Here is a 17,111-nt window from a genome sequence, read left to right on the forward strand (position 1 = left end):
ATAATAGATGCCACACTCCGAGCCTACGTATCGTGCCCGAAACCGCGTCCCAGCGCCGCATTGCCCACTCCGTGCTCACAGCGCGCGGTATTGCGCGTCTCGCCGAGCTGCGGGCGGCTGGAGTGACCGCGGCAACTATGAGCCGCATGGAGCGGGATGGCGAGGTGCTCCGACTTGCGCGAGGGCTTTATCAACTCCCTGATGCGCCGCTCGACGCGCATCACAGTCTGGCCGAGGCAGCGAAACGGGTGCCTAAGGGTGTGGTCTGCCTCGTCTCAGCCCTCGCGTTCCATCAACTTACCGATCAGCTCCCAAGGCAGGTGTGGATCGCCATTGGCCAAAAAGATTGGGCCCCAAAAGCAGATGGCACGCCAGTTCGGCTCGTGCGCTTCACGGATCGCCTCCTTACGGAAGGCGTCGAATCCCACACCGTCGAAGGGGTGCCCGTAAAGGTCTTTGAGGTCGCGAAGACAATCGCCGACTGCTTCCGGTATCGCAACAAGATCGGCCTGTCGGTGGCGATTGAAGGTCTCCAGGAGGCGCTGCGTCAACGCAAGACAACGCCTGGCGAAATCGTCAGGCAAGCGGAGCGAGGAGCGATCGCGACGGTCATTCGACCTTATCTCGAGGCGCTGACCGCCAATGGCTAAGGAGCTCAAAAATATCGGCGCTTCGGTGCGCGCCCGCCTCCTGCAGGTCGCCAAGGCAAGTGGCCAGAGCTTTGATCTTGTCTTAACGCGCTTTGCGCTCGAACGGCTCCTCTTCCGGCTCAGCCAATCACCGCATGCGGACCGCTTCGTTCTGAAAGGCGCGATGCTGATGATGAGTTGGTTCGAGGATCCACATCGCGGCACGCGTGACCTCGATCTGTTGGGGTTTGGTGACCCTGAACCTGAGGCGATGCTCGGGACATTTCGGGACATCCTGGCGCTCAACGATGATGATGGTGTGGAATTTGACGTCGACGCCCTTCGCGTCGATCGCATTCGCGAAGAGCTCGAATATGGCGGGCTGAGGCTGCGGACAACCGCCTCGATCAGCGGCGCCAGGATCAATCTGACGATCGACATCGGCTTCGGTGATGCGGTGGAACCCGGCGCGGAGATGCTCGACTATCCCACCATGTTAGCTTTTGCCGCACCGCGTCTGCGTGCGTACGCGCGCGAAACTGTTATTGCTGAGAAGTTTCAGGCGATGGTCGCGCTCGGACGCGCGAACAGTCGCATGAAGGATTTCTACGACATCTGGATCCTCAGCAAGTCATTCGATTTCGCCGGCGACAGGCTCGCGCGCGCGATCGCTGCGACGTTTGCCCGGCGCGAGACAGCGGTTCCTGTCGATTTGCCCGATGCACTAACGTCGGCTTTCGCCAACGATGAACAAAAACAGCGACAGTGGAACGCCTTTGTCAGAGACGTTTCCGCCAATCCGGGAAGCTTGGAAGATGTCGTGACCAGCCTGGCCGAGTTTCTAATGCCGCGCGCTATACAAGCGCGCGCTTCAAATAATAATGGTTCAAAGTTGTAATTCAGATATCTCTTTTCGAGATGACTGAAGAGGGGGCGTCGTGGATATATTCGATCTCGATCAGGCGTTGATAGAGCGATACGAATCGTTCGCGCGCTCCTTTTCGGAGATTCATGCGCCGGAAATCCGTGCTCAGGTTGATGCTGCATATAACGAGCAGCGTTTTTGGCCGGAGCCGCTCATTACCATCAATCCGCATTTCGAGGCCGGTCATTCTGTCAAACAGCTTGTCGCTCAAGGCGTGTTGGATCCGGCCCTCAGCAAGATATTCGCCAGCGGTTCGGATCGGGCGCCGATCAAGCTTCACCGCCACCAGGAGCGTGCTGTCGCGAAAGCGCGCAATGGTGAGAGTTTCATCGTCACAACCGGTACGGGGTCCGGAAAATCGCTCTGCTTTTTCGTGCCGATCGTCGATGCAGTCCTGCGCGCACGGCGCGCAGGCGAGGCGCAGCGGACGCGCGCGATCATCATCTATCCCATGAACGCGTTGGCCAACAGCCAACTTGAGGAGCTCGAAAAGTTCATCGGCGGCTCAGGGGTCGAAGAGGAGTTACGCCCGACCTTTGGCCGCTATACAGGCCAAGAGAGCGATGCGGATCGACAAGCCATCGCCAAGGCCAAACCCGACATTTTGCTCACGAACTTCATGATGCTCGAATTGCTCATGACGCGTCAGGACGAGCTCGATCGTGCCGTCATCGCCAATGCGCACGGCTTGGATTTCCTGGTCCTGGACGAACTGCACACATATCGCGGCCGCCAGGGCGCGGACGTCGCGATGCTGGTGCGTCGCGTCAAAGACCGCCTCGTCAAAGAGGGCAAGCTGCTTTGCATCGGTACGTCAGCGACGATGTCGAGCGCGCAGGATGAGATCGAGCGAGCAAGTGCCGTTGCTCGTGTCGGCAAGCTCATTTTTGGCGAAGAACTGAGTTCAGCCTCGATCATTGACGAGAACCTCGCGCGGGCCACGGACCCCAACATCAAAAGCACCAGCCTCGGAGTATCCCTCGTGGGTGCAATCCGAGCGCCTATCCCGGCTACGCTCACGGATAAGGAGCTGTACAGCAATCCGCTTGCCTGCTGGATCGAGACTGAAATTGGACTCGCTGAAGGCGAAAAATTGCGGCGTCGCCCACCCATGACGTTGAGCGACGCGACCTCCAAACTGGCAGCTCAGACGAACATTCCCTCTGGGGAATGCAGGAGCGCTCTTGCCGGAATGCTGTCTTTGATGGGGCGTCGCGAAGATCTTCGCGGCGGCATCAGCGATCGTGCATTTCTGGCGTTTAAGCTTCATCGCTTTATTTCCGGCGCGGGGCATGCCTACGCAACGATCGAATCTGCCAGCGGTCGGCGTGTCGTGTTGGAAGGGCAGGTCTTCCACCCCTCCGATCCGAATGCGCGTTTATATCCGGTCTTCTTTTGCCGAGAATGTGGCCAAGAACACCATAGCGTGCGCATTGAGAATGCGCTCGATGGTATCCGGGTTCTTGCGCGGGCCATCGACGAGCCGGCGAGTGAAGACCCAGAACCAGACGGTTCGCGAACCGGCTTCCTAATTCCCGCGGTCAATGCCGACTTTCAGTTCGGCGGCGCTGTCGCTGACTATCCGGACGATTGGCAGGAAACCACGCCGGCAGGCCAGGAACGCCTTAAAGGAGGGCACCGCGGCAAGCATGAGGGGCAACTCCTTTTTGTGAAGCCTGATGGGTCGCTCGGCGATGATGGGGTGCCAGCCTGGTTCTTCAGCGGCAAATATCGCTTCTGCCCCCATTGCCGCCATCAGCCACCTCAACAGGCACGCGACATCAACAAGCTGGCGGGCCTGTCGGCTGAAGGCCGCAGTTCGGCGACGACGCTCATCGTCTCGACCATCCTGGCTTGGATGGAGGCCGACGGAACGCTTGAGGAAAGCACCCGCAAGCTTCTGGGATTCACAGACAATCGGCAGGATGCGGCCCTGCAGGCTGGGCACTTCAATGACTTCATTTTCGTCAGCTTGCTCCGTGGCGGTATCTTACGTGCCGTGCGGGACGCGGGTCAGAAGGGCTTGGCGGACGTTCGATTCGGGGAGGCTGTTCGCACGGCGCTTGGCTTCGATCTGGAGGAATCTGAGCGGCTATCCGATTGGATGGCCGATCCGCGCGTAAAGGGATTCCACAACCGGCAGGCCGCCGAGGAAGTGCTGACGTCGATCTTGGCACATCGCGTATGGGCGGATCTTCGGAAGGGCTGGCGCTTCACAAATCCCAATCTCGAAGAAGCCGGCCTCGTGGAGGTGCGGTTTCCGGGACTGAGTGAACTCGCAAGCGATGACGAGGAGTTTTCCGACAATCCGCGACTGGCGGCCAGCACGCCCCAACTGCGGGCCCGGCTCTTCACGCTGCTTTTCGACTATATGCGTCGCGGCCTTGCGATTGCCACCGAAGCGTTGGATCGCCAGCGAATATTGCAGGTCGCCGAGACGTCCAGAAATCACCTGCGCGATCCCTGGCTGATCGATCAAAACGAAGAACAGGAACTGCGGCAGGCCGGGTTCCTGATGATTGATCCGCCGAGCAAGGCGGAGATCAGCGCGGCGGAAGATGTTCTGATTGTGCGAGCCGGCTGGCGGACGGCGTTGGGTAAGGCCCTGCGCAGCAAGGATCTGTGGGGGGAGCCGCTTCCAGTCAAAGAGTATGACGATGTGATCGCCACGCTCCTGCGTGCGGCCGAAAACCACCAGGTCGTCCGGCGGGTGGTCACCGGCGGAGACGCTCCTGCGTGGCGCCTGTCGTCGACCGCCTTGCGCCTCTTTCCAGCCATCAAGAGGGCCGACGGGAAACGCGAAAATCCATTTTTCCGTGCGCTCTACGAGGATGTCGCCGAGATGCTTGGGCAGGAAGGTAACTTGCCCTTCGCCTTCGAGGCTCGGGAGCACACTGCGCAAGTCGATCAAAAAGTTCGTGCTTGGCGCGAAGATCGATTTCGGTTCGGGAAGTCAGATATCGAAAGGATCGCCCAGAATCGGGACGAAATGCGCCAGGAAGGCGAACCCGCGAGTTTCCTCCCGGCGCTGTTCTGCTCTCCCACGATGGAGCTCGGTGTCGATATCAGCGCGCTGAACGCCGTATTTCTCCGGAACGCACCGCCAACACCGGCAAATTACGTGCAGCGAGCCGGCCGTGCTGGCCGCAGTGGTCAAGCAGCGCTGGTCGTTACCTATTGCGCTGCGCAGTCCCCCCACGACCAATATTACTTCAATAATCGGCAGGGGCTTGTCGCGGGCGTGGTGAAGCCGCCAGCCCTCGATCTTGCCAATCGAGATCTGCTGCGGAGCCACCTCCATGCCGAATGGCTGGCGGCTGCCGTGGTGCCGCTGAAGCCAGCCATCCCTGAAAACTTGAACATGGCAACACCGGAGATGCCGATCTCCGATCCAATCCAGGCGGCGTTCGAAAAGCTTGCCGCAAGCGGAGCCGCAAAGCCGACGATGCGCCGCCTTCTTGATCAGACTGTTAGTGCGGTCGAGTTGGCCGACGCTCCGTGGCTGGCCGATATCGATGCCTTCGTCGATGAAACCAACCGGGAAGCCGCGCAGAATTTCGCAAGCAGCTTCAGCCGGTGGCGGGAGCTCTACCGAAGCGCACGTCGCGAGCAGGATGAGGCGCATCAAATCCAGCAGAAGACGTCCTTCAAACCGGGTGAACGAAAAGAGGCTGCGCGCCGTCATTTCCGGGCGACTGAAGAACTTGACATGCTAGAGCGCGGACAAGCTTCGAACGGCTCCGATTTTTATACTTATCGCTATCTGGCGACCGAAGGATTTCTGCCAGGATACAACTTCCCGCGTCTCCCGCTCTACGCTTTCATCCCTGCGACCAAGCGTGCGGCCGTCCTGCAAAGGCCGCGTTTTCTCGCCATTTCCGAGTTCGGTCCCAACAGCCTGATTTATCACGAGGGGCGCGCCTATCGGGTTGTTCGTGCGAAGCTGCCGGCGCACGGTCGCCTCGACGACGGTAAACTGGCAACCACCAGCCTTATCCTGTGCGGCGAGTGCGGAGCGGCTCACACCGATGACAAGCTCGAGCGATGCCATGCGTGCGGCGCGTCGTTGGCCGGTGTGGATCGGCTCGACAATGTCTATCGAATCGACAATGTCGAAACGGCGCCGTCGTCTCGGATCACGGCGAATGATGAAGACCGGCAAAGGCGCGGCTTCGAGATCCAGACCGTTTTCCAGTGGCAATTCGAAAAGGGCGTTCCCGATATCCGCACGCTCACCTTGCGCTCGGAAAAAGGGCCGTTGCTGCTTCTCGATTATGGCGCGCGCGCGAAGCTATCGCGCGTCAACAAGGGACTTCGCCGTCGGAAGTCCAAGTCGATAAACGGGTTCTGCATCGATCCGACGTCAGGCCGATGGGTAAAGGATACGCTCAACGGCGGGGATGATGATGATATGGACGTTACGATCCCGAAGTCGCAGCGCATCGTACCGATCGTCGAGGACCATAAGAACGCGCTTCTGGTGCGGCCGCTTGCAAATTTTGACGAGCGGCAGATGGCAACCCTGCAGCACGCTCTTCTGCGAGGCATCCAGATTGTTGCCGAGCTTGAAGAAGGCGAACTCTTGGGCGAGCCGTTGCCTGCGCGCGAGGATCGCAAGGCAATCCTGCTTTACGAGGCGACCGAGGGGGGAGCGGGTGTTCTGAATCGCCTTGTCTCCGATCCGCGGCGAACGGCGGAGATCGCCCGTCAGGCGCTAGATCTCATGCACTATGATTTCGCGCCGGATGGGACTGGTCTCAAGGAGCGGTCGGATGCGTGCGTCGCTGGCTGTTACCGCTGCCTGCTCTCCTACTTCAATCAGCCCGACCATAATCTGATCGATCGTCGCGACGCGGAGGTCACAGCCTTTCTCTGCCAGCTTGCAGAGCCTGAGGTCGTGCAGGCAGAGCCGGTGGAGGCCGAAAGGGGCTGGCTTGGTGCGATAGGCCGGTGGGGATTGCCAGCACCATCCCCGCGCAAGGTCGACGGCACCTTATACGAGCTTTATTGGCCAAGCTTTCAGGTGCTCGCGGTGTCAGGTCGTGTACCGGACGGGCTTGTTACGGCATGCGCCGACTTGGGGGTGGATGTCGTCGAGCTTCCCGAGGTGCCTGGCGAAGCCGCGCCGAGGGAATTGATTGAATTACTGGGGGCGGCATAGTGGAAGCAGTTAGATTTTCCCCGGGGGATCTTGTCGAGGCGCGGGGACGCGAATGGGTCGTCCTTCCGTCTCCGGATGACGACATCCTCAATGTGCGGCCATTATCGGGCTCGGAGGCGGATGCGCAACGGATTGCGCTCGCGCTTGAAGTCAATCCCGTCAGGCCTGCGCGATTTGCTCCACCAACACCCGACCGGCGAGACACCCAGGACGGTGCGCGGTTGCTAGCAGATGCGCTGCGTCTGTCGCTTCGCCGAGGTGCCGGCCCGTTTCGAAGCGCCGCGCATCTCGGCGTGGAGCCGCGTGCCTATCAGCTCGTGCCACTGATGATGGCCTTGAAGCTGCCGGTGGTGCGGTTGCTGATCGCCGACGATGTGGGGATCGGCAAGACGATCGAGGCGGGATTGATCGTCCGCGAGATGCTCGACCGTGGTCTGATCGACCGCTTCTCCGTGCTGTGTCCGCCTCATCTCGTCGAGCAATGGGTGAGTGAGCTTGCAGAGAAGTTCGACATTGACGCCGTGGCCGTCACCTCGGCTAGGGCGCGCAGCTTGGAGCGGGGGCTTCCCGCGGCTCAAAGCCTTTTTGAGGCCTATCCGCACACTGTCGTTAGCCTCGACTATATCAAGGCCGACAGCCGCCGCGACGAATTTGCCCGGGCGTGCCCCTCCCTTGTGATCGTTGATGAAGCACACGCCTGCATCGGCGGGGACCGCGGCAGGCATCAGCGTTTCGAGCTTCTCGAACGCCTGGCCTCCGACGAGGAGCGTCACATGCTGCTGCTGACGGCCACACCGCACAGCGGTGATGAAGCGGCGTTCGATCGTCTGCTAAGCCTCATTAGCCCGGACTTCGCGGGAGGGCCTCAAGGCGATGAGAATGCGCGCACGCGATATGCTCGCCGCCTTGCCCAGCATTATGTCCAGCGGCGCCGACCCGACATCACGGAGTCCGGCTGGCACGAAAAGCGAACCTTCCCTGTTCACCAGGTGAAGGATGAGCCCTTCAGTCTCAGCGGCGAATTTAGCGCGTTCCATGATCGTGCCCTGGACTACTGCCTGGCTGTTACCCAGCGCGCCGGCGCCGACCAGCGCAGCCGACGGCTTGCTTTCTGGGGGACGCTCGCGCTCATGCGGTGCATCGGCTCCTCGCCGGCAGCCGCCACAAACGCGCTGCGCAAGCGCATGGCCGGGGTGGCGGATGAAGAGGCGATGCAGCCCGTCGTGTTCGACGAAGATGAAGGCCTGCTCGACCAAGGCGATGTGGAGCCTGGCACGGCTAGCGCCAGCGCCGAAGAGCGCGGTGAACTCGCCGAGCTGATCGCGATTGCAGAGTCCCTTGATCGCCGCCGTGGCGAGGATCCCAAGATGGCGCGGCTGCTGAAGGTTCTAAAAGGGTTACTTCAGGAAGGAGCCAAACCGGTCGTCTTCTGTCGGTTCATCGCAACGGCGGAGGCGCTGGGCGAGGAGATCAAGCGCGCTTGGCCAAAGGCTGACGTGACAGTCGTGACAGGACGCCTGCCGCCTGAAGAGCGACGAACTCGCATAGATCAGCTCGAGGATTCCGAGAGTCGAATCCTCGTCGCGACCGACTGCCTGTCCGAGGGGATCAATCTGCAAGCGCTGTTCGATGCCGTCGTTCATTACGATCTTAGCTGGAATCCGACCCGACATCAGCAGCGCGAGGGGCGCGTCGACCGATTTGGTCAGCGTTCGCCGGTCGTCCGCTCGGTGACGATCTTCGGCGACAACAGTGCGATCGATGGCGCAGTCCTGCAGGTCATCCTGCGAAAAGCGGACGCTATTCGTAAGGCGACAGGCATTTCGGTGCCGATGCCCGAAGACAGCGAAGGCGTGACCTCCGCGCTCATGCAAGCACTCATGCTTCGCGCTGGCGGACACCGAGAGCAGTTGGCTTTCGATTTCGGCCTTTCCAGCGAGCGCCTCGATAGCAAATGGCGCGACGCGGAGGAAAACGCGAAAGCAAGCCGTGCGCGCTATGCGCAAGGTGCGCTGAAACCCGACGACGTGCTGCCGGAGTGGCGGCAGATGCGTGCGCTGAACGGCGGCCCGACCGAAGTTGCGCGCTTCACGGAACGTGCTTTGAAGCGCGCCGGTGCACCACTGCAGAAGGCCGATCAACATCATCTAGTGCATCTGGATGCGATGCCTGACGCTATCAAGGAACGCTTGGAAGCGCGTGGTCTACGTGGGACGCGAAGGGTCGGCTTTGAGGATGATCCGGCGCCGGGCGTGACACATCTCGGGCGTATCCACCCCCTGGTTGCAAGTTTGGCAGAAAGCTTGGCGGAGGGGTCGCTAGATCCGGAAGGGGCAGCATTCCGTCCCCTTGGCCGATGCGGCGCCTGGCGCACCCGCGCTGTCGCCCAGATGACAACACTGATGCTGTTGCGCCTTCGTTTCAAGCTTATCACCAGCGGTCGCACAAACCGCCTGTTGCTGGCCGAGGAAGCGACGGGGATCGCGTTCGGCGGATTGACTCCGGTGCCGATTGTCGAAGGGCATTCCGCCCTGGAGCTTCTCGAGGCGGAGGCGGCCGGAAATCTCGATGAACTCGCCGCTGCGCGTCAGCTCCAGAGAGCTCACGAACGACTGGTCAGCTATCAATCGGCGATAGAGGCCTTCGCCGCCGAACGCGGAGCGGCGCTTTCTGCCGACCATCTTCGGCTGACGGAAGCCGCGCGCGGCGGAGCGACGGTTGAGGTCGTTCCTGTTTTGCCAGCGGACGTCATAGGTCTTTATGTCCTCCTTCCGGAGGGCGAGTGATGGCCCGCCATCTCAAGCGCGCTGCCAATATCGGGCTCACTGCCGTCTCGATCGAGGGAGGATTGATCTCTCCCGATCAGGTTGCGGCGATCGCCGCCACCGCTCCAGACCAGAAAGCAGCCGCGGAATATGGCTGCCCCAAAGGAACGAACCTGCGTGACGAGATCACGCGCTATTTCAGGATCGGCCAAGCGCATTGGCAGGCATATGCCAGATTAGCGGCGCCGACCGAGGTTCAGACTACCGCCTTTGTTAAGAGCCTGCTTGAGGAGGCCTTCGGGTTTGAAGGCCTACACGGCCCGAATGTTCATCAGCAGGATGGTCATACTTATAGTATCACCCTTGAGGCAAAGGGCGGCAGGGTGCCCATCGTCGTGGCCGCACCTCTCTCTGAAGCAGATGCGTTCACCAAATCGCTTTCGCACCTTGGCGACGATCATGGCGGCACGATCCCGAGGCGTTCGCCGAGCGTGTTGCTCCAAGACTGGCTCAACGCGAACTCCGAGTTCTTATGGGGTCTGGTTTTTTGCTGGCGACCGCCTCCGCCTCATGCGGGACAACGCCAGCTTCACCCGCCCAACCTATATCGAAGCGGACCTGGGCGCGATTTTCCGCGATGAGATGTTCTCGGATTTCACCGCAACGTGGCTGCTCATCCATGCAACGCGTTTTGGAGCCGAGGGGGCTTCTTCCGTAGACTGCGCATTAGAGAGGTGGCGTGAAAGCGGACTTAAAGCAGGCACCGCCGCGCGTGAGAGGCTCAGAGAGAATGTTGAGGAGGCGTTGCTAGCCCTTGGACAAGGCTTTCTCGATGCCAACCCTGAGCTACGCAGCAAATTGGATGATGGTGTTCTCGACATCCACGGCTGGTTCGAACAGCTTTTGCGGATTGTATATAGACTGATCTTTCTCGCTGTGGCGGAGGATCGTGATCTGCTACATGCGCCCGACGCATCGGTCTCGTCACGAGATCTCTACACCTCTGCCTACAGCTTCAATCACATGAGGGAACGTTCTACTCGGCGATCGCCGCACGACCATCACCATGACGCGTGGGAAGCAGCCAAGATCGTCTTCAGAGGATTGCAGCAGGGGGAGCAACTCTTGGGCTTGCCGCCGCTCGGGGCGCTTTTTGCTCAAGGGCGAACATCCGACCTAGATAATTTGAAGCTGCCAAATCGAGCATTTCTGCGCGCGATTTTCCAGCTGAGCTGGCTGGTTGAAGACGGCCGGCGCCTCCGCATCAACTGGCGTGATATGGCGACGGAAGAGTTGGGATCGGTTTATGAGGGTCTTCTTGAACTGGTGCCTACCCGGGAAGACAACGGTCGTCGTTTTTCCTTTGTAGGCGGTGCAGAGGCCCGCGGAAACGCACGAAAGACGAGCGGTAGCTATTACACACCAGATGGCCTGGTTCAGACATTACTTGATGGCGTGCTCAATCCGGCTCTCGAACGCGCCGAGGCCGAAGGCGGTGCAGAGGCGATCCTCTCTCTTTCCGTGATCGATCCAGCATGCGGTTCCGGCCATTTTCTTCTTGGGGCGGCACGCAGAATGGCAAGCCGTGTTGCGCTCCTGCGGAGCAGCGAAGCGCCAGATTATCCAGCAGCCATGCGCGATGTCGCTAGCCACTGCATCCACGGGGTGGATCGAAATCCAATGGCCGTGGAGTTGGCCAAGGTTGCCATGTGGATCGAAAGCGTAGAGCCCGGTAAGCCGCTTACTTTCCTCGACAGTAATATCCGCTGTGGAGATAGCCTCATCGGCGTCTTTGACATCGAGATGTTGAAGAGAGGGGTTCCTGACGAGGCATACAAGCCACTCACGGGCGATGATAAGGAAATCGCCAGAGCATACGGACGGTACAATAAGCAACAGCGAGATGGCAAAGGCGCGACCGGCTTGCTGTCCGAACTGCGGCCTCCGGAAAGCTTGTCCCGCGCCGACCAAAAACTTCACGCTTTGCCGGAAGACGATTTGAGGCAGGTAGAAGCGAAAAGTCGTGGATTTGACGAGCTGCGCGCATCGCTTGACTGGCAGCGGCTGAAGTCGGCGAGCGATCTTTATGTGGCTGCTTATCTTTATACCGCTGCTTACTTTGCTCGCAAATCCTCAGCTGCGTCGAGTTTCGATGATCTGCCAATCACCGGACACGTGTGGAATGCGGCCGGAGGCCGAAACGTGCCGCAGCATCTGGTGGATGGCGCGAGGAAGACCTCTGATGTGGTGCGAGCGTTTCACTGGCACATCGAGTTTCCAAGAATTTTCAATGCCCCAGACCCTGGCCGCCGTGGGTTTGACGTAGTTATCGGTAATCCGCCCTGGGAGCGCATAAAGCTACAGGAGCAAGAGTTCTTTGCAGCCCGTTCACCAGACATCGCTGGTGCTCGCAATAAGGCTGAACGTGAAAAGCTCATCAAGAAGTTGGAGAAGGCCGAACCAGATTCGCCTGACGGCCAACTCTGGGCCGAGTTTCAGTTTGCCAAGCGTACCGCGGAGGCAAGCAGCGAGTTTGTTCGGACGGCCGGCAGGTATCCCCTCACGGGGAGAGGCGATGTCAACACTTATGCGTTATTTGCTGAGCTTTTCTTTCAATTGACCAACGCACGCGGATTCGCGGGCGTCATAGTGCCCACGGGCATTGCGACTGATCTCTCGACTTCGGCCTTCTTTGGTGAGCTTATCGAGCGATCACGCTTGATGAAACTTCTGAGCTTCTACGAAATCCGGCGCTGGTTCAAAGGTACTGACGATCGGAAGGCGTTCTGTATCTTGATGATCGGTGAGGCTGGGGGAGCAGCCGACTTTTGCTTTGATATTGAGAATATTGAAGATATCGATGATCCTCGACGGAGTTTCAAACTCACCTCAAGTCAGATCGCGCGTATAAATCCGAACACAAGGACGGCACCTGTATTTCGGTCGCGTGCGGATGCAGACATAACGGCAAAGCTTTATGTTCGAGCGCCGGTGCTAGTCGAACAACGGAGTGAAGAGAGTGGCGGCGATGCGAACCCATGGGGGATCACGTTCCAAACGCTATTCCACATGTCCAACGACTCGCATCTATTTGCGACGGCGCAGGCCTTGGAAGCTGAAGGTTGGATTCGCGACGGAGTGGATTGGATTCGCCGTGGCGACCCTCCAAGCGAACGTCGTGTTCCGCTCTACGAAGCTAAGATGACTCATCTTTTCGATCACCGCTGGGCGACCTATGCCGGCGGATCGGTTGATGACGAGGAGGGGGCCCGGGATTGTACGCCAGCTGAGAAGCAGAATCCAAACTTCGAGACCACGCCACGTTATTGGGTACCAGAGGAGCATGTGAGGGTTGGTCTGGCCCGGGTTCCTGCGAGCCTCAAACGAGGCTTTCGGGAGGGTAATGCGGATCGGATCCTCAAGAGCCTTACCGAATGGTTGGTGGGATACTGGGCCGCGAGTGGGGAGAGACTCCAGGAGCCCGAGCTAGCGCGGATATTGGGTCACCACAGTTGGCGATCAATTTTAGGAAGCTCTGCCGATCGCTTCTCAATGGAAATAAAAACCATTGGGATCGGAAGGGAGATGCAGCGAGAGACGCCGCTGACTGCCGAAGATATCGAGTTCTTGAGTCACGGTTCGCGTGATCCGCTCGCTCTTGCCGCTGCGCTACTTACTCGCAAGCAGCCACGCTGGCTCATGGGGTGGCGCAGAAATGCCAGGACTGCGGACGAGAGAACGTGGATACCGAGTGTCCTGCCCAAGGTCGGCGTAGGCGATAGTATCTTTCTATGGAACACGGTTGTCGCCGATCCGAAGGCAGCCGCTGTATTGTTGGCCAACGCCTCGTCCTTAACAGCGGACTTCGCCGCAAGGCAGAAAGTCGGTGGGACTAATCTGAGCTTCTACTTCGTTCAGCAGTTTCCAGTCCTTCCGCCCTCGTCGTTCTCATCCCAGGACGTAGACTTTGTAGCTGAACGGGTATTGGAACTCTCGTATACAAGTCATGCGATGCGTCCTTGGGCAGAGGATCTTGGGTATGATGGACCGGCGTTTGGTTGGCACGAAGATCGCCGCATGGACTTGCGAGCAGAGCTCGATGCTTTCTATGCGCTTAAATACGGCCTTTCTCGAGACGAACTGAGGTATGTGCTCGATCCAGGCGACGTGAAGGGCAGAGATTATCCCTCAGAGACTTTTCGTGTGCTCAAAGCCAATGAAGAACGTCGCTTTAACGAATTTCGTACTCAGCGTCTCGTGCTTGGCGCCTACGATCGGCTGTCTAACGCGCATTTAGTGGCGAATCCGATCGAGCTTCGAACATCTCGTGCAAAGCTGCTTGTAGATGCCTTATCCGACAACGCCTGGGCTCGAACGGCGCAACCGCAGCCGGGCGACGTTGGCGCCGTGTTGGCTGCAATTCTTAAGACAATGGACGGTCCTAAGCCGATCCGTGATGTACGTCTCGTTGCCGCTTTGGCCATCGAGCCGCGCCTACTTACTCCGCTCTTGCCCGCTACCAAAGCGGCCGAGTGGAGTCGCCTGGTAGGGGCAGAGGCCGATCCTCTTGCCAGCAATGTCGCGACATTCGTCGCAAGGAACAACGCAGCGTGGGGCGCCGCACTTCGAAACCACCGCGGCAACGGACGATTGGTGGAGGATGTCCAGCGTGGAACATGGGCGTCTGGCCCCGGTTTGGACGCCATCGACACTTCCGGATGGCCTGACGGTCGCGCAGGCTTCGTGTTCGGTGCTCTCGAGAACATCAACCTAGACGCGGCGGTGGATTCGCTGCCCGCTGACATACAGCAGTGGGTGATCAATGCCGCAGCAGCCTGACCTTCTCGACCCGCAGCTTCTGACGGTAAGCCCCACTGAAGGGTTCGAAGGGCCGCGGCTTTGGGTTCGACGACTTGTCATATGGAAGGAGCCTGGTGGGGAGAAGGTGCGGGACATCGAGCTTCGCCCCGGCCTGAACATCGTCTGGTCACCTGATGGAGCAGATGATGCCGCCTCGGTAGGTCAAACAAATGCCGTCGGGCATGGTAGCGGCAAAACGCTTTTCTGCCGGCTTATCCGCTATTGCCTTGGCGAGGATCGCTTCGCCACCGAGCCTCAGCGTGATCGGATCGGCACTGCATTCCTGAACGGCATCGTGGGTGCCGAGATCATGCTAGACGGAATCTGCTGGGCGATCCTTCGCCCACTTGGCGCGCGTCGGCGGCATATGGCTGTACCGGGCGGAAATCTCGACGAGATCGCCGCTGGTGAGGGCGCTTCAACGGGAATGGAGCCGTTCGTCGAGGCGATCGATCAGCAAATCATCACCACCGCGCTGGCGCAATTGGTTCGCCCGCAAGCGAACGGGCATATTTGGCCGATCGCGCTCGCCTGGCTCACGCGGGACCAAGAGTGTCGATTTGACGATGTCCTTGACTGGCGGTCGCCGGCCTCGGACTCCGATTCACCGATGCCCGCGAGCGGACAGGAGAAGGGACCAAGGCTTGAGGCGCTCCGTTCGTTTCTGATGGCGATCACGCCTGAGGAACAGGCCACGCGTGGTGAAGTGAATAGCCTCAGCGAGGAGCGCCGAGTCCTGGATCAAGAGATTGGCCATCGCCGGTGGGAAATCGAACGCACACAAACACGGCTCGTTATGGGGCTAGGCCTTGAGGGGCAGTCGCTTCCAGAGATGCCATTGCTGATCGACCTCATGCGTAGGTCCGCCAGCACGCGCTTGGCGTCGGCAAGTAAGATTCCGACTGGTGGCGATGCTGAGCTCGCCGCAGCACGCGAGCAACGAGAGGCCGCGAGAAATGAATGGGCGCGCCTCGAAGGCGAACGTATCCGCATCGGGGCGCTAATCCCCGCTGAAGAACGTACATTGGCGATGATACGCGGGGAATTGCCGGGGCTTTCCTATTCGAAAGTCGAAGCTGAAAGCCCGATATGCCCGATATGTGAAGTCCCCATCGACCGCGCCCTGGCAGAGGGCTGCAAGCTCTCGCACAGAATTCCTGATGCCGACGCCTGCCGGCAGCGTTGGAATCAACGACAGGCTGATCACGACTCCCAAGCGAAGCGAGTTGAAGATCTGAGGCAAGAGCATACGAAGCTCTTGCCCCAGATTGCTCTGGCCAAGCAGCATTTCGATCGATCCGTTGATAACGTCACGAACATCGAGAAGACCAGGGATGCCCGAGAGTCCACTTGGTACACCGCCCGCAGGCTCCAGGACGATGTCGAACGCCTTGCCGAACTCTTCGATGCGCAAGAGGCAGGTATCAAGCGTCTGCGCGAATTGGGCACAAAACTAGAAACCGAGAGAGAAAGGCTGGGCGCCTTTCGTGACAAACAGGCCAGGGTTTTCGGACGCATGAGCGAGAAGTTCGACCCGATCGTCCGACGGTTGGTCGGCCACGATGCAAAGGGCCGGATCACCCTTAGCGGGAACGGGCTTGATCTATCGGTAGACATGGGCGGCGACCGGAGGACAGCCGCGATCGACTCTCTCAAGGTTCTGGCTTTCGACCTTGCTGCGATGTGCGTGAGCATCGAAGGCGCGACACGTGTGCCGTCATTCCTGCTTCACGACAGCCCACGTGAGGCCGATCTTGGCTTGTCAATTTATGGACGGCTCTTCGATATCGTTCAGGATTTGGAGCGCGTCGGTGGAAAACCACTGTTTCAGTACATCGTAACCACAACCACGGCACCTCCAACTGAGTTCAGGGGACGTCCGTACCTGCAGCTGAAATTGCATGGCGATCCGCCCGCACAGCGCTTGCTCGGGGTCGACCTATGAGCAGCACCGAAGGGCGTCTTCCGGCTTATCCCTTCGGCCTTCTTTCTGAGCTGCGCGATGCCGCGAACGAGCATGGATACCGTATTGGCCCTGAAGAGGCTGGTGGATGGATCTTTTTCCGGTCGGCCAGTGCGCCAGGGGAGATCGGACTGGCCGCCGCAAACGGCACCGGTCCATTCTTTCTGTCTCTGATGCTGCCGGGAGTGGCGCGAGCGCTGGACGCCCAACCCGCAGCACCTTGCGCCAAAGGTCACGCAAGTGCCTTCATATTTGCTACGCGTGATGAGTTGCATGCCGGGGTCCAAGCTGTGTACCGCCTGTCGGTTAGCCTGCCCAACTTTCCCCTTGAGAAATACGAAAACGCTGTCTCGGGGATCGGCGAGACTGAAGGCGAACGCGCACAAAAATTTAGGATCGGACAAAATATCTTTCGCGATGCCCTGATGGAATACTGGAACGGAACCTGCCCGATGAGTGGAATTTCGAGTCCTGCGCTGCTGAGGGCCTCGCACATGATCCCATGGTCGGATTGCACGACCGACGCACAGCGCCTCGACGTGCATAACGGACTTCTACTGTCCGCTCTGTGGGACTCCGCATTCGATGCGGGGCTGGTGGCATTTGATGACGACGGTTTGGTTTTGACTTCTGCTCGTTTGGAGGATGCTGCGCTTCACGCCTTGTCCTTAGATAAAGCGCCGAGGCTGCAGTTGCGCGATGAGCATCGGCCTTACCTTGCCCATCATCGTAACCACGTTTGGATCCGGAATTGATGGTGGCAGGCGCTCCGAGCCTGCACGAGGGGGTTGGGTTGGACTTCGAAGAT

At 59.5% G+C, this 17,111-nt stretch carries 8 protein-coding genes; all 8 read left to right on the forward strand.

Annotated elements, in window-relative coordinates; all coding sequences use genetic code 11:
• Positions 1-32 precede the first annotated feature (32 nt).
• From BT183_RS03335 to BT183_RS03365, 8 genes are read left to right on the forward strand one after another with little or no spacing between them, the layout of a single operon-like run.
• Entirely contained in the window at positions 33-650 is a 618-nt protein-coding gene (locus BT183_RS03335) for a type IV toxin-antitoxin system AbiEi family antitoxin domain-containing protein (protein ID WP_072339004.1), read from the forward strand.
• Positions 643-1,527, forward strand: a complete 885-nt coding sequence (locus BT183_RS03340) for a nucleotidyl transferase AbiEii/AbiGii toxin family protein (protein ID WP_072339006.1) — start codon at positions 643-645, stop codon at positions 1,525-1,527. Before BT183_RS03335 ends, BT183_RS03340 begins: the two co-directional genes overlap by 8 nt.
• Positions 1,528-1,567: 40 nt before the next feature.
• The gene (locus BT183_RS03345) at positions 1,568-6,715 is read left to right on the forward strand and encodes a DEAD/DEAH box helicase (protein WP_072339008.1); all 5,148 of its coding nucleotides are present in this window, start codon (positions 1,568-1,570) and stop codon (positions 6,713-6,715) included.
• Positions 6,715-9,501: a DEAD/DEAH box helicase gene (locus BT183_RS03350; RefSeq protein ID WP_072339010.1), complete on the forward strand. Its 2,787-nt coding sequence runs from the start codon at positions 6,715-6,717 to the stop codon at positions 9,499-9,501. Before BT183_RS03345 ends, BT183_RS03350 begins: the two co-directional genes overlap by 1 nt.
• A complete protein-coding gene (locus tag BT183_RS20910; RefSeq protein ID WP_210185436.1) occupies positions 9,501-10,121 on the forward strand; it encodes a hypothetical protein in 621 nt (206 codons plus the stop codon). The genes BT183_RS03350 and BT183_RS20910 overlap by 1 nt, the downstream gene beginning before the upstream one ends.
• Positions 10,051-14,319, forward strand: a complete 4,269-nt coding sequence (locus tag BT183_RS03355; protein ID WP_210185437.1) for an Eco57I restriction-modification methylase domain-containing protein — start codon at positions 10,051-10,053, stop codon at positions 14,317-14,319. The genes BT183_RS20910 and BT183_RS03355 overlap by 71 nt, the downstream gene beginning before the upstream one ends.
• Positions 14,303-16,285, forward strand: coding sequence for a coiled-coil domain-containing protein (locus BT183_RS03360; protein WP_177282373.1), 1,983 nt, complete (start codon positions 14,303-14,305; stop codon positions 16,283-16,285). The genes BT183_RS03355 and BT183_RS03360 overlap by 17 nt, the downstream gene beginning before the upstream one ends.
• On the forward strand, positions 16,282-17,058 hold the full coding sequence (locus tag BT183_RS03365; protein WP_072339012.1) for an HNH endonuclease: 777 nt from the start codon (positions 16,282-16,284) through the stop codon (positions 17,056-17,058). The genes BT183_RS03360 and BT183_RS03365 overlap by 4 nt, the downstream gene beginning before the upstream one ends.
• Positions 17,059-17,111: the final 53 nt, after the last annotated feature.

The sequence above is a fragment of the Devosia enhydra genome, assembly GCF_900119845.1.
GTDB lineage: Bacteria > Pseudomonadota > Alphaproteobacteria > Rhizobiales > Devosiaceae > FPKU01.